A 21,720-nucleotide genomic window follows, 5' to 3' on the forward strand; every position below is an offset into this window, starting at 1 on the left:
ATGCCCAATCGAATATCAAATTTTAAATAAAACTTTACCGTTAATAAAGCTTATTGCTTACGCCAAGTCGTACCATTAGGCCCATCTTCTAAAATAATATTAAGCGCAGCCAGCTTATCACGGGCATCATCAGCACTTGGCCAATCTTTATTGACCCGGGCATCATTACGTTGCTTAATTAATGCTTCAATAACTGCAACTTCATCTTTAGATTCATTGCCCTGCATGAATTGTTCAGGGTCTTGGAATAATAAGCCAAGTACATTTGCAAATGATACCAGCTGAAATGCAATAGATTTGGCTTGTTCAATATCATTCGTTTTAAGTCTATTTAACTCTTTAGTTAACTCAAATATGACAGCCAATGCCTCTGGTGTGTTGAAGTCATCATCCATTGCATTAATGAATTTCTTGTAATAAGGGCACTCTTTATTAACCATTCCGTTGGTATAATCAACATCACGAATAGCCGTATATAAACGTTCTAAACTCGCACGCGCTTGTTTCAAGTTATCTTCTGAATAATTTAATTGGCTACGATAATGGCCCGAAATTAAAAAATAACGAACTGTTTCACTATCGTATACATCTAATACGTCTTTAATAGTAAAAAAATTGTTCAGCGATTTGGACATTTTCACTTTATCAATTTGTACCATACCGGAATGCATCCAAGTATTAACATACTTACCATGATGTGCACAGCAAGACTGAGCTATTTCGTTTTCATGATGTGGGAAAGCAAGATCAGAGCCACCACCATGAATATCAAAAACCTCACCTAGGTGCTTATTATTCATTGCAGAACATTCAATATGCCAACCTGGTCGGCCGTTACCCCATGGAGATTTCCAGAATGGTTCATCAGGCTTGGCCATTTTCCAGAGAACAAAATCAAGTGGATTGTTTTTACTTTCTTTTTCATCAATGTCAACGCGAGAGCCTGCCTGTAACATCTGTAAATTCTGCCCACTAAGCTTGCCGTAATCTTCATAACTTGCCACCGAAAACAGAACATCACCATTTTCAGCAACATAAGCATGTTTTTTGCTAATGAGAGTATCAATCATGGCGATAACTTCAGGCATGTGATCCGTTACTCGTGGCTCAATGTCTGGACGCAACATATTTAATGCATCAAAATCTTGATGCATTGCTTGTGTAAAACGTGTCGTTAATTGATCACAGGTTTCACCATTTTCATTAGCCCGTTTTATAATTTTATCATCTACATCTGTAATATTACGAATAAAGGTAAGATCATAGCCACTAAAACGTAAGTAACGTGCGACAGTATCGAATGCCACAAACGTACGTCCATGACCAATGTGACAATAGTCATAAATGGTAACACCACACACATACATGCCAACTTTACCAGCGATAAGGGGTTTAAATTGCTCTTTTTGTTTTGTTAGTGTGTTGTATATCTTTAACATTAGCTTTCCATCTATGCGAAATAAAAGGATATTCTAACCTGCTCTGCTAACAAATTCACCCTTTGTATTTATTGAATTAATGAGATCGGTTATGATGGCTTTTTTAAAACAAATAGGATCTGATAATGATTACTTTACATACAAACTTTGGCGATATTAAGCTTGAACTTAATGAAGAAAAAGCACCTAAAACGGTTGCAAACTTTATTAAATACGCAGAATCAGGTCATTACGACAACACTATTTTTCACCGAGTAATTGATGGGTTTATGATCCAAGGCGGTGGGTTCGAGCCTGGTATGGAAGAAAAAAGCACCAATAAGCCAGTGAAAAATGAAGCTAATAATGGCTTATCTAACAAGAAATATTCTGTTGCAATGGCCCGTACAATGGAACCACATTCAGCTTCTGCACAGTTTTTTATTAACGTAAATGATAACAAGTTTTTAGATTTTAAATCAGAAACAACAGATGGTTGGGGTTATTGTGTTTTTGCTGAAGTTGTTGATGGTTTTGTTGTGGTCGATAAAATTAAAGATGTAGCCACTGGTAATTTTGGCTTTGTTCACCAAGATGTACCACTTGAAGATGTTCTTATTACTAATGTAACAGTGGGTTAATAATGTCAACTCTCTTCATCGCCGATCTTCACCTTAGCGAGCAACACCCTAAAATAACTGAAACATTTTTTTCTTTTTTAGATTCGCATACGACAAATATCGATGCATTATATATTTTAGGGGATCTTTTTGAGGTTTGGATAGGCGATGATGAGCATACCCCGTTAATGGATTTAGTTGCAGATAAATTATCGCAATATTCTAAACAGCATCACATCCCAATATATTATATTCATGGTAACCGTGATTTTATGATTGGTAAAAAGTATGCAAATCAATCATCGATGCAATTATTACCCGAGCACTACGTGGTAACGCTTTATGGGCAAAAAGTATTATTAATGCATGGTGATACGCTTTGTTTAGCCGACAAAAATTATCAGAAGATGCGAAAAGTTATCCACAACCCGATTTTACAAACGATTTTTAATCTACTGCCATTACATTTTAGAAAAAAAATTGGCTGGAAGATAAGAACAGCAAGCCAATCTAAAAAAGTACACAAAAAAAATAATATCATGGGTGTAACCCAAGACGAAGTTGAACGGTTGCTACTATTTCATCGCTGTCATACTTTGATCCATGGACATACACACCAAGTTGCGGAACATCAATTTAAAATTAGTGGGGAGAGTTTTAAGCGCTATGATGTAGGTGATTGGTTCCACAACTATAGTTACCTTGAAGTTACTGAACAATCCTGTCAATTACATATTAGTAAGGTTGATTAACCAGCTCATAATTTATGCTTTAACACTTTTCCTAGGTTATTTTTAGGTAAAGTTTCTACAATTTCAATCTGTTTAGGGCATTTGTAAGCTGTCAAATACTGTTTACAATGCTGAATAATTTTTTCAAATGTTAAGTCTGGATTATTTAAGACGACAAAAAGTTTAACTCGCTCACCGCTATATCGATCATTCACACCAACAACAGCACATTCCGTTACTCCAGATAATTGATTAACAACAGTCTCGACTTCATTGGGATACACATTAAACCCGGAGACAATGATCAATTCTTTTTTTCTATCAACAAGATTTAAAAAACCCTCATCGTCGAAAAAACCAATATCACCAGTACTAAACCAGCCATTTTTTAATACCTCGTTAGTTTCTGTTATATTATTCCAGTAACCGCGCATCACCTGTGGACCTTTGACTTCAATTTCTCCTTTTTTTTGTAGACTATCGACAAGCGTATTGTCAGTTTTCCTCAATCTTAATTGAGTGCCAACCATCGGGATACCCACACTGCGACTAAAGTAATTCATACAAGGTAGTGAAACACTGATCATCGGGGAGCATTCAGTCATGCCATACCCAGCAATAATGTAATTTCCGGTCACTTTATGCCAATGGTTTGCAACAGTAGCTTGAGTTGACATTCCGCCTGAGAGCGTAATTTTTAACTGGCTGAAATCAATTTTATGAAACTTTGAATCTGATAGTAACGTTTCAAAAAGAGTGTTTAGTCCAGTAAAATAATTAAATTGATAGTTTTTCAATTCATTAATGAAGCTACCAGTGTCTTTTGGGTTGGAAATTAATAAGTTGCAGCCCCCTTTCTTTAAAAAATACAAACAGTTAACCGTTAATGCATAGGCGTGAAACAGCGGTAAGGCTGTGACAATTAAGTTTTCTTTACAATTAAAAGAAGGGCCAAAAAAAAGGTCAGCTTGCTGTAAACTTTTAATAATATTTTGGTGGGATAAGATCGCCCCCTTCGATAGTCCTGTTGTGCCACCAGTATATTGAATAAAAGCGATATCATCTCCTTTTAATGCAGGACATTGATAGCAGTTTAACTTCCCTAGCGAAAGTGCTGTTAAATAAGAGTTGGCTTTAGGCAAAGAATAAGGAAGGATTTTTCTTTTTAAATACTTCATAGCGAAATTTAAAAAATTACGTTTATAAAATGGTAATTCATCAGCAACTTGGGTGATTACAACATGCTTAATAGGTAGCTCTTCAATAACTTCAGACAGTGTATGTGCAACATTTTCAATGATGAAGATTACTTCTGCACCTGCATCCTTGACTTGGTGCTTTAACTCCCTCGCTGTATACAATGGGTTCACGTTAACGACTATCATTCCAGCCCTTAAAATACCCAATAAAACGATAGGGTATTGCAAAATATTAGGCATCATAATGGCAACACGAGTCCCTTTCTTATATTTAAGAGACTGTTGCAGATAGCATGCAATGTTGCGGGATCGTTGCTCTAATGCTCTAAAAGTTAGCGTTGTTCCCATGTTTATAAATGCGGGCTTTTCTGAGAATTGTTTAAAGCTCAATTCAAATAATTCATTAAGCGAGTTCAGTGTAGAGTCGAGTTGATTGCTTGAAATATCTTTTGGCAAGTGTTTAAACCAAGGTGCAAACATATTGATCACCACAAAAAAAAGATAAAAAAAGACCGACTATAAAGCCGGTCAGTAAAACTTACTGGTAGTTACATTTTTGAATAATCTAATGTAATCGCAGCAGCTTCTAGTAAAAAAGCATCAATAGGCTCAAAGTCATCCGGAATATCATCTAATGATTTTACCTTTTCTAAACCACCACGCTGTAACCTTTCGTTTACTCTGACAAGAGCACGTTGTTCTTTTTCTTCGCGTTGTTTAATACGCTCACTTTCCATCAGTGTAATTGAAGTTTGATCTTTTTCTTCTTGATACTCTTTAATATCGTTATATAAGTAGCTAAATTCTACTTCATTCTTAATACGTTCATCATGAATCTGAGTCAGTTTAGCGATATTTGATTTAAGATCTTCTAGTTTTTCATAGTTTGCAGATTTTATATTATCCCATGGTAGTGCATTCTTTTCGAGACTTTCACCTGTGTCTTTATGATCAACAGCAGATGGAAAAAGTATGTCAGGAATAACACCTTTATGCTGTGTACTGCCACCATCTATTCGATAAAACTTTGCAATGGTATATTGAACAGATCCGATTACATCGGCATCTTCATCGTAAAATCGTGAAATACGTCGATGCTGTTGAACGGTACCTTTTCCAAATGTTTGTTCTCCGATAATAATCGCGCGTCCATAGTCCTGCAATGCAGCGGCAAAAATTTCGGAAGCAGAAGCACTATACCTATTAACAAGTACTGTCAGTGGGCCATCATAACTGACCGTTTCGTTTACATCACCTTGGACTTCAATTTTATTACGACTATCACGAACTTGTACCACTGGTCCTTCGCTAATAAATAAACCTGTAGACAAAGTGGCTTCCGAAAGTGAGCCTCCTCCATTGTTACGAAGATCAATGATAACGCCTTCAACTTTTTGCTCTTTAAGCTCAGTAAGTGCTTTATCGATATCTTCACTCAATTTGACATAAAAACTTGGAATAGTGATCACGCCAATTTTTTTCCCGTTAATCTCTTCAACCGATGACTTAGCTTCACGATCTTCAAGATGTATTTTTTCCCGCACAATTTCTATCACGCGGTTTTTATCCCCAGCCTTACCAGACTGTATTTGTAATTGTACTTTTGTGCCTTTTGGACCTTTGATCAAATCAACAATATCATCAAGACGCCATCCAATTATATCGACAATTTTTTCGCCATCTTGGCCAACACCGATTATTTTATCGTCTTTTGCGATAAGCTTAGAACGATCAGCGGGCCCGCCAGGTACAAGGCTTCGTACTACAGTATAGTCATCCTCTAATTGTAAAACGGCACCGATACCTTCTAAGGATAGATTCATATCTTGCTTAAATCGCTCGGCATTACGTGGTGAAAGATAACTAGTGTGGGGTTCAACGGTATGTGAGTATGCATTCATGAATGCTTGGAAGACATCTTCACTTTCAGTTTGAGTCAACTGCTTAATTGCACTTTTATAGCGCTTGCTCAAACGCTCTTTAATAGCAGGCCAATCTTTATCTGTTAGTTTTAATGATAATGCGTCAGATTTAACTTTACGTTGCCAAATTTGGTCTAACTCTTCTGATGTTTTAGCCCAATCCGCATCACTACGGTCAAACTGATAACTCTCATCAACATCAAACTTCATCTCTTTATTTAATAAAGAAAGTGCATAAGAGTAACGTTCATATCGACGCGTTAAGTTAAGTTGATAAATTATATATGCAGGATCAACGTTACCTGACTTTAAACTATCATCTAAAGCAAACTGATGAACTTTTAGCTCATCAATGTCACTCTGTAAAAATAGTTGTTTATTATAGTCGAGTTGCTCGATATAACGCTCAAATATTTTTTGTGAGAGCCCATCATCAAGGGGAATAAATTTATAATGAGAGCGACTGTATAAGTCACTCACTCTTTTCACCACTTTGGCATGTTGTTCTTGTTGTGCGAGTTGCGGGATATCTTTGACATCATAATTTGCTGATGTGGCAAAAACAAAGCCAGCACACAACGTACCGACAATAAATAACGAGTGACGAAAAAATTTATTCATTAAAATACCTTTTATACGATTAAATGCTTGGCTTTAACTTTAACAGTCATGCCTGAGTTCAATTGAACTTGAACATCATCTTTCATGATTTCAACAACAACACCTGATACTGGCGCTTTGCCTAATAAAACTTTGACACCTTGATTTAATGAGAGTTCAGAGTGTGTCGCTTCTTTATACTTACTAAGATCTTCTACTATCTCTTTTTTTGGCGCAGGCTTCTTATTACGGCTAGGCACATTCACCTTTTTAGGTGCGCGTTTAGCTTTTTCTTCGTTGTTTGTTGTATTGCTTTCTTTTTTCTTATTTGCAAACGCTTTTTCTTTACTTTCTTTAAGCGTTTTTAATGCATGCTCAGCATGCTCAGCAGACACCTCATCACCTTCAACACCTTCTAGATCAACACGTTTTACTGATTGCTTAATGCAATGTAGGTATCTCCAACTTAAAGTGTACTGGCGTAGTGCACCACGTAATTGTGTTTTACTAACACGAGGCTCTTCCGATAAACGAGTTGCAAGCTCTTGAAACAAACCAATTTTTAATGGTTTAGCGTCCACGCTTCCCGCAGTGAAACATAGTGGAAACTGCTCAGTTAAAAAAGCAATAATCTGTTTGTTGTTGGTAAATTTTTCTGTGTTTTCCATGTAAAACCTAAATGATTGATGCCAATGTATTGACGAAAAAGTAATTTTTTAAAATCGAAATATTGCCACATTATAGTGATGCGCGGGAGAAATGTGAAACTTAATTTAACTTTCCCTGATTTTTTAACTAGTTAAACTATAAGCTACTAAAATAAAACCTATTAATTTTACAATTTAATGAAAATAAGACTGCCCTTTCTCTTTGATTTAAAAAAGCGTAAACTTTACGCCTTTAAAGACTCCCTGTTTACTACCCTGATATAAAATCAGATAGAGAAAATTATGAAACCAGAACTACTTTCCCCCGCAGGCACACTTAAAAATATGAGATATGCTTTTGCATACGGTGCTGATGCTGTTTATGCAGGTCAACCTCGCTATTCGCTTCGTGTTCGTAATAATGAATTTAATTTAGAAAAATTGAAAATTGGTATTGATGAAGCACATGCTCAGGGAAAGCAACTTTTCGTGGTGTGTAATATTCAACCCCATAATTCAAAATTAAAAACATTTATAAGGGATATGAAACCAGTCATTGATCTTCAACCAGATGCTTTAATCATGTCTGATCCCGGCTTAATAATGATGGTACGTGAAGCATTTCCAGAAATGACAATTCACTTAAGTGTACAAGCAAATGCTGTAAATTGGGCAAGTGTTAAATTTTGGGAGTCTCAAGGTATTAAACGAGTCATTCTTTCAAGAGAATTATCTCTCGATGAAATAGAAGATATTCGTCAGCACTGCCCAGACATTGAAATCGAAGTGTTTGTTCATGGTGCGCTTTGCATGGCTTATTCTGGTCGTTGCTTATTATCTGGCTATATTAATAAACGCGATCCCAACCAGGGTACCTGCACCAATTCTTGTCGCTGGAAGTATGATGCTCATGAAGCGACTGAAAATGAAACTGGTGATATAGTCGCGATACATAAACCAGAGCCAACTTTAGGCACGGGGCAAACCACAGATCAAATATTTCTTCTCCAAGAAGAAGGCCGACCGAATGAATATATGCCTGCTTTTGAAGATGAGCATGGCACATACATCATGAACTCTAAAGACTTGCGTGCGATTCAGCATGTTGAACGTCTACTTAGTATCGGTGTTAACTCATTTAAAATTGAAGGACGCACTAAAAGTTTCTATTACTGTGCACGCACAGCACAAGTTTATCGTAAAGCGATGGATGATGCGATTGCAGGTCGCCCTTTTGACCCAAGCTTGATGGGGACCCTTGAAAATCTTGCACACAGGGGTTACACAGAAGGTTTTCTCAGTCGCCATACACATGATCAATACCAAAATTATGATTACGGATATTCGATCAGTGAAAGCCAACAGTTTGTCGGAGAAATGACCGGACGAAATGAAAATGGTTTAGCAGAAGTTGCCGTTAAAAATAAATTTTTGGTCGGTGATGCACTCGAGTTAATGACGCCTCAAGGTAACATCAACTTTAAACTTGAAGAGCTCCAAAATCGCAAAGGTGAACTCGTTGATGTCGCGCCAGGCTCTGGTCATGTCTTATACATGCCAATCCCAAAAGAGATTGATTTAAACCATGGTTTATTAATGCGCAACTTAAACACTGGGTCTGATACACGTAACCCACACAAGTCTTAATATGGCACTTTTAATTAAAGATAATTGCATCAACTGTGACATGTGTGATCCGGAGTGTCCAAATGAAGCCATTTCGTTTGGGGCAGAGATTTATGAGATTGACCCAACACGATGCACTGAATGTGTTGGGCATTATGAAAAGCCTACTTGCATGGCAGTTTGTCCAATCAATAACTGTATTATTGTTGATCCTAACAATGTTGAAAGCGAAACACAGTTGTTAGATAAATTTGCACAACTCTACACTTAAGAAGTGAGATGCAAAAAGCCAAGTTCTTAAAGGGATCCATTTTTAAACATGTGATCACTATGTCTACTACTAATGCCATTGGTTTGCTCGCCATTTTCATGGTTGATTTAGTAGACATCTATTTTATTAGTTTGTTGGAAAATAATGATTATACTGCTGCAGTTGGTTACGCGAGCGCTATTATTTTTATTACCACGGCACTGAGTATTGGATTAACCATCGCGAATAGTGCTTTAGTTGCCAAGTTAATTGCACAACAAAAACAAGCAGATGCTAAGCGCTATGTCTCCCATCTTACTCTGTTTGCCACCCTCTTTACCTCTTTGATTGCATTTTTTATCTGGTATTTTGCACCTTTATTATTGTCAGCACTAGGAGCGCAGGGCGAAACACTAACTCAAGCTACATCATACGTACGTATTGTTATATTTGGCGCTCCAATCCTTGCTATTACCATGCAAATGAATGCAACTCTTCGTAGCCTAGCGGATGCAAAACACGCGATGTATGCGACAGTTTCAGGCGCAATAATCAATGCATTATTAGATCCTGTTTTTATTTTTGTATTTGCGATGGATCTTCAAGGTGCAGCGTATGCTTCATTAATAGCACGAATAAGTGCTTTATTTATTGCTTTATTTTATGTCATTAACAAGCACCAAATGCTAATTAAACTCAACTATGCAAAATTAATTACTGACTTTAAAAAAATATCACAGATCGCTGTACCGGCGATGTTTACCCAACTTGCAACCCCTTTTGGTAATTTATATGTTACCTATGAAATAGCTAAATATGGTACCGCGTATATTGCTGCCTGGGCTATCATCGGAAGAATAATCCCCGTTGTTTTTTGCGTAATGTTTGCCGTTTCGGGGGCAATCGGCCCTATTATTAGTCAAAACTTCGGCGTTTTGAATTTTTCGCGTTTACAACAAACCTTCACTGAGTCGTTGAAGTTTACTACCGGATACTGTTTAGTGGTCGCACTTGCTTTATCTTTTGGCCAAGAAAAGATCGTGACAATATTTAATGCAGAACACGAGACAGCGATGTTAATTAGAATATTTTGTCAGCATATTGCAGTTACATTTATATTTACAGGGATCACTTTTATTGCAATGGCATTCTTGAACAATTTAGGCTACCCCAAATATGCTACCTTGTTAAATATCGGAAAGATGACGCTGGGCACCATCCCTTTTGTGACAATTGGTGCTTTTTTGTTTGGTGGAGTAGGTATACTTTATGGGCAAGCATTAGGCAGTATTGTTTTTGGTTTTATTGCCCTTTTTCTAACTCGACATTTAATGTTTACGATACAAATGAAACATAAACGAAAAAAAAATGATCAACCTTCAAGTTCTTGATCAACTTCATTAATTGTTTAATCAATTATTGTTCTAATAAACAAATACATTAACGGAATGCCTGATCTATCATGCGATTTTTACCAATATATTTTAGCCTAGCGTTTTTATCTGCTTGTTATGAGGCTGAAACTACTCAGACTGATAGTTTACTTTATTGTTTAGACAAAGCTCCAGATTCCTTTAATCCTCAAATTAGTCATGATGTCGCAACACTTGATGCCACCACCAATCAATTGTTTAACCGCTTAGTAAAAATAGATCCTATCAGCCAACGTTTCATTCCTGATATTGCACATGAATGGCAAATAAACAATGATAAAACGAAATATACTTTTTTCTTACGTAAAGATGTAAATTTCCATCAAAATGAACGTTTTACTCCAAGCCGAAAATTGAATGCAAACGATGTCATTTTTAGCTTTAAACGCATGCTTTCCGATAACCATCCCTATCACGCGATTAATATTAATGCTGATACTGAGACTTACCTTTATAACCACCCATTTTCTAATTTGGTGACAAAAATAGTAAAGGTAGATAATTACACCATTCAGTTTAACCTTAATAAACCCGATGCATCATTACTTGCCAATTTAGCTGCCCATTATGCAGTTATTCACTCACAAGAGTATGCCTTAAAACTTTTGCAGTCCGGACACCCTGAAGAGATTGATTACTTCCCTATTGGTACTGGACCATTCCAATTAAAGACCAACAGTACCAATAGAGTCATTCGCTATGAAGCGCACCACAACCCATGGCAAAAACCAGTTTCTATTAAGAATTTAATTTATGACATCACCCCAAATGCGACTAAAAGATATGCAAAGTTATTATCGGGAGAATGCGATATCATCACCAATCCCGCATCTAGCCAAGTTACACAAATTAGTAGAAATTCAAGTGTATCGTTAAGTAGTCATCCAACAGGTAATGTTGCATTATTAGCCTTTAACAGCAAAGCAAAAGATTTGAATAGTGCTGAAATTCGACAAGCGATAAGTCATGCAATTGATCAGAAGACGATTATAGATGCTGTTTTTTTTGAGACCGCTGAGGCTAGCGATCACCTTTTACCCAACCAGTCATGGGCCTATAACCCACGTACCGAAAAAGTACGTTTTTCACCAGAGGAAAGTATTCAAGAATTACAAAAAAATGAATTTGATTTTTCTCGTACATTGCGAATTTTAGCGCCGATTAAAAACTCTATTTTTAATCCTAATTTTTATAAAACTGCAGAACTTATACAGTCCAATCTAACCGATGTTGGTGTTAGCAGTGTTATAGTACAGTTAAGACAGGCAGAGTTACAGGCAGCACTACTCAGTGGTGATTATGATCTATTTTTAACTGGAATCAGTCCTTATATCAAAGATCCTGATAACCTTTTTAGACCATTATTGAGTTGTAACGCAAACCCTTTAGAGGGGAATACTAGTCAGTGGTGTGATGACAACATTCAATCATTACTTGACGATACCTTATTAGAGACCAACTTTATCCAACGTGTAAAAAACTATTATCAACTACAAGAACAAATTCAATCGCAACGAATATACCTTCCCATCGCGCACTTATTACGTTTTGATGTATTTAATCAAAATATTAGTGGCTTACAAATAGATCCGCTTACAGGTATTAATTTCGATAAAGTACAAAAAACACCTCCTATTCACCAGGTAATGGCGCAATAACATGTTTAACTATTTTATACGACGCTTATACCTGCTTGCGATTACTGCTTTTATACTTAGTATACTTGCTTTTTTGATTGAGCATTGGACGGTACATAACCACACTGATCTAAATATTTTCACACACTATTTTGATTATGTAATCGCTCTATTAAATGGTGACTTTGGGCTTTCGTCAGTGGATCAAAAACCGATCATTTCAACAGGGCTTGTTGCTTTCGCATCAACATTAGAGCTGTGCTTTTTCGCATTTCTTTTTTCCAGTATTGTTGGTATTCCATTAGGTATTTTTGCTGGCTTAGATCGTAATCAAGGGTTAGATTACACAATAATGAGCGTTGCCTTAATCGGTCTTGCATTACCTGTTTTTTGGGTTGCAATCATCTTTACTATTTTACCAAATTTATTGGGTTGGGTTATGCCGATAGATGGCAATATAAGCCCAATCTTTGAAGTGCCTGTTATCACTGGTTTTCTATTTTTTGATAGCCTGCTAGTTTCTGATAAATACGATCTTGATGCATTTTATAATCACCTAGTCCATATTATTTTACCGTCTTCTGTTTTGGCCATCTTTCTACTGTCAGAAATTATTAGATTGACACGCCATGCAATTACGATGGTGATGAAAAGTAATTATATTAAAGCCGCTCATACAAAAGGGTTAAGACGACGACAAATCGTTTTTCGCCATGTATTAAAAAATGCATTACCGCCAATCATTCATCAACTTCGATTGCAAATTAGTACCATCATTTCTTTTGCTATGGCGATTGAAATTGTATTTGCTTATCAAGGAGCGGGAATGTGGTTATTCGCAAGTATTCAACAAGGGGATTATATCGCCTTGTCAACCGCCCTGCTTATCATCTCTGGTTTTATTCTCATCTCCAGCATTCTTGTCGATCTGCTGTTAGTGATCATCTCTCCTACGAAACGGAAAACTTTATATGCTGATCAATAATGAATTTAACGAACAAAAGATTCAGTCTCCATTGCAATATATTTGGGCTATTTTTAAAGGCAAAAACATTGCTGTAATCTCGATGTGGGCAGTTATTTTATTAGTTCTCATAACTCTTTTTTGTAACTATATCATTCCTTATCCACCGACATTACAGCACCCAGAAATGTTACTTCTTCCCCCATATTGGGCTGATGGCGCTAATCCGGCACACCTATTAGGGACCGATGATCTAGGAAGAGATACTTTTTCTCGTTTATTAAAAGGCCTTCAATTAACATTAGGTGGCGCACTAACGATTACTATTATTATTTCCATGTTAGGGCTGATGGTCGGGGCAACAGCCGCATTAACTAAAGGGGTAAAAGCCAGTGTTATGCATCACCTCCTCGATGCGCTATTAACCATACCAACGTTACTCACTGCACTGATCTTAATTGTCTTATTTGGTATGAGCTATGAGAATAGTTTACTTGCTGTGCTGTTATCACTATTGCCACAATTTATTCGTGGCATTTATATCTGTATTGAAAATGAACTTAATAAACAACACGTCATTGCACTTCGCTTAGATGGAGCAACTAACCTACGGTTACTTCGATTTGGTATTTTCCCTAATATCATAGAGCCACTTGTTACCCTCGTAAACCGTGTATTTACCATGGCTGTGCTTGAAATTACTACCCTCGGTTTCTTAGGCTTTGGTGCAAACCTTGAAGAGTTAGAGTTAGGTGCACTGATAGCTAAAAGCTTAGATCTCGTTTATCTATCCCCCTATTTAGTTCTTTTTCCAGGCATCGCCATTTTTTTAATCATCATCATATTCAACATTTTTTCAGAAGGTGTTCGTCATGCCGTTATTGAAGGAGAAGAATAATGGCGTTACTTGATGTCAGAAACTTGAGCATCGATATTATTACTGCTCAGGGAAAAATACGTGTTATTGACAAAGCGAACCTCAACATCGTTGATGGCTCAATTCACGGCTTGGTTGGAGAATCAGGATCTGGTAAAAGCCTAATTGCCAAAGCAATATTAGGACTTCATAACGAAAATTGGATTGTGACTGCAGATAGGATGTATTTAGGTAATATCGATTTAAACAAACTGTCATCGCAAGAGCGACGTAAGATAATGGGTAAGGAAATTGCGATTATATTCCAAAACCCACGTTCATATTTAGATCCTAGCAAGAAAATATTTGATCAAATGCGTGAAGTGTTACCTGACAATATTGCTAAACCGCATATCTTTAAAAAGATAGCTACAAAATCTGCACACCGACAACTTATAAAAGAACTATTACACAAAGTCGGGATCCAAAATGATAAGAGTGTAATCAGCAGTTACCCTCACGATTTATCTGAAGGCATATGTCAAAAGGTAATGATTGCAATGGCAATCGCCAACAACCCTCGCCTTTTGATTGCCGATGAACCAACAACGTCAATGGAAGCGGTGACACAGGCACAGATATTTAGGCTCTTGTATAAATTAAATCAATTACACAACACGACTATCCTATTGTTAAGTAATAACTTTGGAAGTATTAGTAACTTATCTGATTACATCTCGCTTATTTATTGTGGGCAAACTGTTGAGTCAGGAAGCTATAAACAGATCACCACACAACCTATGCATCCTTACACACAGGCGATGATCAAAACGATTTTGTCTTTTGATGAAAATATTGGCCACAAGACACAACTTTATACTTTACCAGGTAGTATTCCTCCAGCGAATCAATTGCCTATCGGTTGTCGGCTTGGCCCTAGGTGTCCTAAAGCACAAAGAGTCTGTGTGACTAACCCAGATGCAGTGAATTATAAAGGACATATTATTCGTTGCCATTTTCCTACCTTGGAACATTAATTAATGCAAAATTTACTCAATATTACTAACCTAGCAAAAGAGTACCGACGCAGTAATGGCTTGTTTCGTTCACAACTGCAAGATGCTTATCGTAATATCAATTTTTCATTAGATAAGGGTAAGACTTTGTCAATCATCGGAGAAAGTGGATCAGGGAAAAGTACATTAGTACAAACAATTGCCGGACTGAGAACACAAACTCATGGTGAAATATACTTGCATGGCAAAGCATTAAGTAATGTCAGCTTACAGGAGAGATGTAAATCAATTCGTATGTTATTCCATGCACCAAGTAATTCACTTAACCCAAAAGCAACGATTGGTCGCATACTAACAGCACCTTTAGAACTAAATAGTAACTTCACAGCAATAGAACGGGAAGTTCAAATAAAAAAAACCTTAAATTTAGTTGGACTGTTACCTGATTATCTCGCTTTTTACCCGAACATGCTCTCTAGTGTTCAGCAACACCAAGTCGCACTAGCACGAGCGATGATACTTGAACCAGACATCATTATCGCAGATGAAATATTGGCGGGCTTAGATATTTCTTTGCGTTTTAAGCTCGTTAACCTATTGTTAAACATACAGGAAGAAAAGCAAGTTAGTTATATTATGGTTGCTCACAATATGAGTTTAGTAAGGCATGTTAGTGATAACCTTATTGTTATGCATCAGGGTAATATCGTTGAAAATGATACAACTGAGAATGTATATAATTCACCGAAGTCAAATAAAACAAAACACCTGTTACAAAGTCACCAACCAGACTATAGGAAATAAAGCTAGCATAGCGTATACTTTATCTTTTAAATAAAAATAACAAACATTTAGCACAAAAACATATTTATTATTTTCGCTTTAGATAGAAGCAATGACAGAAAAACATCAAATCACGGAGTAGATTTTAGATGAATGAATATAAAAAAAGCCTATGGCTTAGCAACATAATTGTGTTGTTATTTGCCGTTTTGGCAACATTTGCTTGTAAAATTACCTTTAATGAATTGTTAATTCAACAACAAGAGCTGACTGCAAAAAAAATTAATACAAATATTGGCACCTCCCCTCTCGATTTGACGGCACTAGATTCCCTCGTTGCACAAAATTTATTTGATTATATTAAAATTAGCCACAGTGAGTTAAATACTCCGCTCATCTACGAAAATGAACAATTGAGTCCCATCGATTATTACCTAGGACAAATTGCTCCAACAACATTTATTTCTGATAATGGGGCTCAATTAATTGAATACAAAACTAAAAATAGCAAATTAATTGCACTTATTAAACAGGTGTTATTTGTTATTTATAGCACCCTTATTTTGATGTCTTTAATGATTAACATTCTTTATTACAGACTATTCAAACGCATTGAAAAAACACTCATTAAAGAAATAGCGGATGACAGCGATGCAGTCAGCCCTTTTACCAAAGTATCAGAACAATTACATGAACAAAAACGCCTGTTTCACCGCGCTTTACAAAACCAAGAAAAACAGATTTTACAACTGGCGCATCAAGTCAATATGGACAACCTGACTGGCCTAAATAACCGTCATGCTTTTCGAAAAGAACTAACAGACATTCTTAGTAATGAAGAAGATCAACAGCACGCTATATTATCGATCATCCGAGCAAGCGAACTTAACACTATTAATGCTCAACGAGGGTTTCAGCATGGTGATGAATACATCATCAGCATTGCCAACTTAATCAGTAAAGTCGCAGAACGATACCCTGCGACATCTTTGTACCGTATTAGTGGCTCCGACTTTGCACTTATTGCGCGAGACATGAGCATTAGTGACGCACAGGTCTTAGCCAAAAACCTTAAAATGCAATTTGACCAATATCAGGCATTAAATAAGCTTGATAGCATTGCTTACAATGGAATTTCTTCGATTATTTCTGGGCAGTTACCAGAACAAGTATTAGCGAGAACTGACATGGCCCTAGCTAAAGCTCAAACAGAGGGAGTAAACAACTGGGCCTTTGAACAGCAAGATAGCGATGACAGTCAATTTGGGCAACAACATTGGCGTAATATTATTGAAGACATCATTACCAAACGAGCATTGATGCTATTACACCAACCGATCCAAGCCATTCATCGGAATATGAAGGGTTATCAAGAGATTTTCACTCGCTTCATTGGGGAAAACAATAGCATGATCCCAACGGACACTGTTTTTGCAATGGCGCAACGCGTAGACTTAAGCGTCAAATTAGAACAACTTATTTTAGAAACCGTTGTCAGTCAGTGTCGCCACAAAACCGATGGCAGTACACGGTGGGGAATTAATATCACTAGTTCAGCAATCCAAAATAGTAGCTTCATTGTATGGCTTGAGCGACTATTACTCAGAGAATCGAACATCGCAGCTTCACTCATCTTTGAGATGCAAGAAGTTGTCTTAGATAGTAATTTAGTCGCGAGTAAACGCGTATTTGATATGCTCAAAAGGACTGGCTCTCGCTCAGCTATATGTAATTTTGGTAAAGGCATCGGCTCTTTCCGCTTATTTAAAGAACTTAAGCCTGATTTTGTTAAAATAGATGCAAGCTTAATCAGTAACATTGAACGTGATAGTGCAAACCAACAATTTGTACGTATGATAATTGATGTTGCCCACCGTATGGACTGTCGTGTCATCGCAGAAGGCATTGAACATTTAGAACAAAAACAGATACTTGAAAATATGTATATTGATGGTGTTCAGGGCTTCCTAATCGCACGCCCCAGCCCTCTTTAGTCTTTTCTTCGCCCTGTTTAATACAGGGCTCTTTGCATCTTAAATCAACTTTTTGTACAATGCGCTTTTTATTATTAACAGGTTTGCGCATGTCTGACTCTCTGTCAAAGAAACAACAATTCACCATTAAAAAACTAAATAAAAACTTGCGCCATTTAACCGGTAAAGCAATCGCTGATTACAACATGATCGAAAATGGTGATCGTGTCATGGTTTGTCTTTCAGGCGGTAAAGATAGTTTTACCATGTTGGATATCTTATTAGAGTTGCAATCTGTTGCACCCATTAAATTTGATATCGTAGCTATTAATTTAGATCAAAAACAACCCGGTTTCCCAGAGCATATCCTCCCGCAATACCTAAAAGAACTTGGCGTTGAGTACCATATTATCGAAGAAGATACCTACAGTATCGTGCAAGATAAAATCCCAGAAGGTAAAACGACATGTAGCCTTTGCTCTCGATTACGCCGTGGTATTTTATATCGAACAGCGAAAGAGTTAGGTGCAAGCAAAATTGCATTAGGCCACCACCGCGATGATATGCTCGCAACAATGATGCTAAATATGTTTTTTGGAGGAAAATTAAAATCAATGCCAGCGAAGCTTGTTTCTGATAATGGCGAGCATGTTGTTATTCGTCCTCTGGCTTATTGCAAAGAAAAAGAGATTGAGCAATATGCAACACTTAAGGGCTACCCAATCATTCCTTGCAATTTATGTGGTTCACAACCAAATCTTCAGCGTCAAATCACCAAAGATATGCTTAATGAATGGGATGATAAATTTCCAGGTCGTTTAGAGTCTATGTTTACTGCGATACAAAATGTTGTGCCATCACACCTTGCTGACACTGATATTTTTGATTTCAAATCAATAACCAAAGATTCAGGAATCATTAATGGTGGCGACATTGCTTTTGATAAAGAAGCAGTTTCAATGCCAGCAACGACCGAAAAAACAATCGATGAAATGTATTATCAAGAGCAGCAATCGCTGAATATTAAAGAGCTTACTTAGAGTTGTTTTAGATCATTTTAAAGTTACTTTTAGTAATAAAATTACAGATTTATCGAAAAAGTTATAGGTTTACGCTAATAGTCATTTATAATCAGCACACTTTAGTAAATTTATTTTAAAACAAACGGAGAATAACAATGAGAACACCTCTTGTAATGGGTAACTGGAAATTAAACGGAACTAAAGAATCAGTTTCAACGCTAATCAAAGGTCTTGAAGCAGCTGCAGACGCAGCAACGAATGTAGAAGTGGCAGTTTGCCCGCCAGCTATCTTTATCGAGCAAGTAGCAACATTAACAGCAAACAACAGCATTGAATTTGGTGCACAAGACGTAAGCACTAACGTTTCTGGTGCTTTCACTGGTGAAACTTCACCTGTAATGGTTAAAGAGTTTGGCGCTAAATACAGCTTAGTAGGTCACTCTGAGCGTCGTCAGTACCACAACGAAACTGATGCAGTTGTTGCAGCTAAATTTGTTGCTATTCAAGAAAATGGCTTAGTTCCTGTGCTTTGTATTGGTGAAACACTTGAAGAGCGTGAAACTAACGTAACGACTGATGTTGTAGAAAAACAACTTAAAGCAGTTATCGACCTTGCTGGTATTGACGCACTTGAAAACTGTGTTATTGCATACGAACCAGTATGGGCAATTGGTACTGGTAAAGTTGCAACTTCAGAGCAAGCACAAGAAGTACACGCACATATCCGTAACTGGCTAAAAGCTCAAAGCGAAGTTGTTGCAGAGAAAGTACAAATTCTTTACGGTGGTAGTGTTAAAGCAGCTTCTGCTAAAGAATTATTTGCACAAACAGACATCGATGGTGGTTTAGTTGGTGGTGCTGCATTAATTATCGAAGAATTCGTTGGTATTATTGAAGGCGCTAAATAAGCATCTTATCTGATAACGACTAAAAAGGCGTCTTTTAAAGACGCCTTTTTTATTACCTTGAGTTATCACCAAACTATAAATTAATTTTTTTCCAGTCCTTCACTTTAGCATTGAAAAAACCAGAATCCGTATACGCTTTTTCAACTATACCCTGCTGCTTTAGTAATAAAATACCGGTATCTAAAGCCTTTATTACCTCCTTACCTTTTGGATGTCGCTTTGATACGGCAAAATGTCTCGTCCCTTGCAATCCAATCTTTATACGAGGAACCGGTACTAAATGAATACCCTCTGGAGTAAACGACATATCATTACTTGGTTGGAATGGTGCTAATAAAAAGTCTGCTCGGCCTTTAGAGACCATTTTAACCATTGAGGACCATTTGACTGTATTTATAAGCGAGTTCATTTTCATTGAGTTTAATGTTTGCCAATCAATGATCCACGCTTTACTCGAAACTGCAGTTAAAGTTTGCACATCCTGTAAGGATTTAGCAGCTAACGCCTTTTGGTTTTCTAAAATAGTGTACAAACCAGCTTCAAACTGACCATTTTCAATTATCGGCTCAGAAACGTAAAGTAGATCCCGATCATTAAGTAGATCATACCAAATTGAATTTCCTGACATGACCGCTGTCCCTGAATGAACTTGCTTAATTATACGAGCATGAGAAGAAGCAACGATAAAACGTATTGGATCTTTAATCCCACCTAATGCTAATGCTTGCTGGATAAGCACTACCTCAACAACATCACGTCGAGATCCTTCACCGTTATAGTCATTAATTTTTAATGGATCTCTTCCGGCAATAAACAGATCGTAATCACGTTTAACATCTCCAGGAATTACAATGATAAGCTCTTCACGCAATACAGGCTTTGCTTCGTCAATTTTGGCGATGGAAGAAAATATTGGGAATAGAAGCATCAAAAACAGGCATAATTTTTTCATAGAGATAGTCCTCTGAAACATGGGTAATGGATAAAATTTAAGTTTAGCCAATAAGTTATAATACTGCCGAAGAAACTCGTTATATTGTCGCTAAGCGCAAGGTTTTGCAAAAAATGACCTTAAAATTAGAGACTATAAAAATTAATAACTATTTGTCTTTACGATTAAAGGGCGTATTATGTCATTAGTAACTTACTTATTTTTTAGGAGATAAAATGAATTCACCATTTGTTCAAACGCAAACAGGCGCACCTGCTGTTTCAATTAATAAAGTACTTAAAAATACTTATATCCTGTTAGGCATGACACTCGCATTTTCGGCATTAACAGCAACGATTGCGACCATGATGAATATCGGCGGCATTGCATCTCTTGTGTTAATGCTTGTTGGTTTCGGCTTATTATTTGTTGTTTCTAAAACAGCTGATACTAGCAAAGGCTTATTCTGGGTATTTATGTTTACTGGCGTAATGGGCGCATCACTCGGTAACATGCTTAACCATTATCTTGCTATGGAAAATGGCGCATCACTGATTATGCAAGCATTAGGCTCTACGGCTTTAATTTTCTTCGCCTTATCAGCTTATGCACTAACCTCTAAGAAAGATTTCTCTTTCATGGGTGGTTTCCTAATGACAGGGATGATTGTTGTCGTTATTGCAATGATTGCTAATATTTTCCTTCAAATTCCTATGATGCAGGTAGTAATTAGTAGTGTTGTCGTATTAATTATGTCTGGCTTTATCCTTTTTGATACTAGCCGTATCATTAATGGTGGCGAAACTAATTACATTCGTGCAACAGTTTCTTTGTACCTAAACCTGTTTAATCTATTTATACACCTATTAAATTTATTAAATATTTTAGATGATTAAATAATTAATAACGCCTCTTTAAGCGCACTTCGAGTGCGCTTTTTTGTCTCTTATTCTTGGTAAATAAAAATATTTAACTTCAATTCTGGTTGTTGAAAGCTTTATAGTTCTTTAAATCAGAGAGTTATACCAGACGAAATAAATAGATGAACTATTTTACTGAATAAAACAACTTCCCCCTTCGTTAAAAATTCGTAAAGGGAACAACCGTTTACGTCAATTTTTTCCTTGAGTTAAATCTCTTTTCTTGCCCAAAAGTTAGATCACATACTTAATTCGATTGGCATT

The 21,720-nt window shown here is 36.7% G+C and carries 19 protein-coding genes; 14 read left to right on the forward strand and 5 right to left on the reverse strand.

What is annotated here, in order from left to right; all coding sequences use genetic code 11:
• Positions 1-50: 50 nt before the first annotated feature.
• Positions 51-1,439: a cysteine--tRNA ligase gene (gene cysS / locus CW745_RS12240; protein WP_101108971.1), complete on the reverse strand. Its 1,389-nt coding sequence runs from the start codon at positions 1,437-1,439 to the stop codon at positions 51-53.
• 125 nt (positions 1,440-1,564) lie between these two features.
• On the opposite strand from cysS, the gene CW745_RS12245 reads away from it, so the two are divergent.
• On the forward strand, positions 1,565-2,059 hold the full coding sequence (locus CW745_RS12245; RefSeq protein WP_101108972.1) for a peptidylprolyl isomerase: 495 nt from the start codon (positions 1,565-1,567) through the stop codon (positions 2,057-2,059).
• A 2-nt stretch (positions 2,060-2,061) separates the two neighbouring features.
• Entirely contained in the window at positions 2,062-2,790 is a 729-nt protein-coding gene (locus CW745_RS12250) for a UDP-2,3-diacylglucosamine diphosphatase (RefSeq protein WP_101108973.1), read from the forward strand.
• 5 nt (positions 2,791-2,795) lie between these two features.
• On the opposite strand, the gene CW745_RS12255 is transcribed toward CW745_RS12250, so the two are convergent.
• From CW745_RS12255 to proQ, 3 genes are all read right to left on the reverse strand, one after another.
• Positions 2,796-4,448 (reverse strand): AMP-binding protein, encoded by a 1,653-nt coding sequence (locus CW745_RS12255; protein WP_101108974.1) that lies wholly within the window; start codon positions 4,446-4,448, stop codon positions 2,796-2,798.
• A 68-nt stretch (positions 4,449-4,516) separates the two neighbouring features.
• Positions 4,517-6,511, reverse strand: a complete 1,995-nt coding sequence (gene prc, locus CW745_RS12260) for a carboxy terminal-processing peptidase (RefSeq protein WP_101108975.1) — start codon at positions 6,509-6,511, stop codon at positions 4,517-4,519.
• A gap of 11 nt (positions 6,512-6,522) precedes the next feature.
• A complete protein-coding gene (proQ, locus tag CW745_RS12265; protein WP_101108976.1) occupies positions 6,523-7,158 on the reverse strand; it encodes an RNA chaperone ProQ in 636 nt (211 codons plus the stop codon).
• Positions 7,159-7,437: 279 nt separating this feature from the next.
• Here proQ and yegQ point away from each other — a divergent pair, with 279 nt between their 5' ends.
• From yegQ to tpiA, 11 genes are all read left to right on the forward strand, one after another.
• Positions 7,438-8,784 carry a tRNA 5-hydroxyuridine modification protein YegQ gene (gene yegQ / locus CW745_RS12270; protein WP_193755605.1) on the forward strand — a complete coding sequence of 449 codons (1,347 nt, stop codon included), beginning with the start codon at positions 7,438-7,440 and terminating at the stop codon, positions 8,782-8,784.
• A 1-nt stretch (position 8,785) separates the two neighbouring features.
• The gene (locus CW745_RS12275; protein ID WP_101108978.1) at positions 8,786-9,034 is read left to right on the forward strand and encodes a YfhL family 4Fe-4S dicluster ferredoxin; all 249 of its coding nucleotides are present in this window, start codon (positions 8,786-8,788) and stop codon (positions 9,032-9,034) included.
• Between the two features lie 59 nt (positions 9,035-9,093).
• Positions 9,094-10,404: an MATE family efflux transporter gene (locus CW745_RS12280; RefSeq protein ID WP_238596807.1), complete on the forward strand. Its 1,311-nt coding sequence runs from the start codon at positions 9,094-9,096 to the stop codon at positions 10,402-10,404.
• A 71-nt stretch (positions 10,405-10,475) separates the two neighbouring features.
• Positions 10,476-12,104, forward strand: coding sequence for an ABC transporter substrate-binding protein (locus CW745_RS12285; RefSeq protein WP_101108980.1), 1,629 nt, complete (start codon positions 10,476-10,478; stop codon positions 12,102-12,104).
• Position 12,105: 1 nt separating this feature from the next.
• A complete protein-coding gene (locus tag CW745_RS12290; RefSeq protein ID WP_101109044.1) occupies positions 12,106-13,068 on the forward strand; it encodes an ABC transporter permease subunit in 963 nt (320 codons plus the stop codon).
• Positions 13,055-13,945, forward strand: a complete 891-nt coding sequence (locus CW745_RS12295; RefSeq protein WP_101108981.1) for an ABC transporter permease subunit — start codon at positions 13,055-13,057, stop codon at positions 13,943-13,945. The genes CW745_RS12290 and CW745_RS12295 overlap by 14 nt, the downstream gene beginning before the upstream one ends.
• On the forward strand, positions 13,945-14,940 hold the full coding sequence (locus tag CW745_RS12300) for an oligopeptide/dipeptide ABC transporter ATP-binding protein (protein WP_101108982.1): 996 nt from the start codon (positions 13,945-13,947) through the stop codon (positions 14,938-14,940). Before CW745_RS12295 ends, CW745_RS12300 begins: the two co-directional genes overlap by 1 nt.
• A gap of 3 nt (positions 14,941-14,943) precedes the next feature.
• Positions 14,944-15,723, forward strand: coding sequence for an ATP-binding cassette domain-containing protein (locus CW745_RS12305; protein WP_101108983.1), 780 nt, complete (start codon positions 14,944-14,946; stop codon positions 15,721-15,723).
• Positions 15,724-15,851: 128 nt separating this feature from the next.
• Positions 15,852-17,696: an EAL domain-containing protein gene (locus CW745_RS12310; RefSeq protein ID WP_101108984.1), complete on the forward strand. Its 1,845-nt coding sequence runs from the start codon at positions 15,852-15,854 to the stop codon at positions 17,694-17,696.
• Positions 17,697-17,785: 89 nt separating this feature from the next.
• Positions 17,786-18,715, forward strand: a complete 930-nt coding sequence (gene ttcA, locus CW745_RS12315; protein ID WP_101108985.1) for a tRNA 2-thiocytidine(32) synthetase TtcA — start codon at positions 17,786-17,788, stop codon at positions 18,713-18,715.
• Between the two features lie 137 nt (positions 18,716-18,852).
• On the forward strand, positions 18,853-19,605 hold the full coding sequence (gene tpiA, locus CW745_RS12320; RefSeq protein ID WP_101108986.1) for a triose-phosphate isomerase: 753 nt from the start codon (positions 18,853-18,855) through the stop codon (positions 19,603-19,605).
• A gap of 73 nt (positions 19,606-19,678) precedes the next feature.
• Here the strand turns inward: tpiA and CW745_RS12325 are convergent, their stop codons facing one another.
• Positions 19,679-20,557, reverse strand: a complete 879-nt coding sequence (locus CW745_RS12325; RefSeq protein ID WP_101108987.1) for a hypothetical protein — start codon at positions 20,555-20,557, stop codon at positions 19,679-19,681.
• A 215-nt stretch (positions 20,558-20,772) separates the two neighbouring features.
• On the opposite strand from CW745_RS12325, the gene CW745_RS12330 reads away from it, so the two are divergent.
• On the forward strand, positions 20,773-21,432 hold the full coding sequence (locus tag CW745_RS12330; protein WP_101108988.1) for a Bax inhibitor-1/YccA family protein: 660 nt from the start codon (positions 20,773-20,775) through the stop codon (positions 21,430-21,432).
• The last annotated feature ends 288 nt before the right edge of the window (positions 21,433-21,720 follow it).

The organism is Psychromonas sp. psych-6C06 (assembly GCF_002835465.1).
Classification (GTDB): domain Bacteria; phylum Pseudomonadota; class Gammaproteobacteria; order Enterobacterales; family Psychromonadaceae; genus Psychromonas.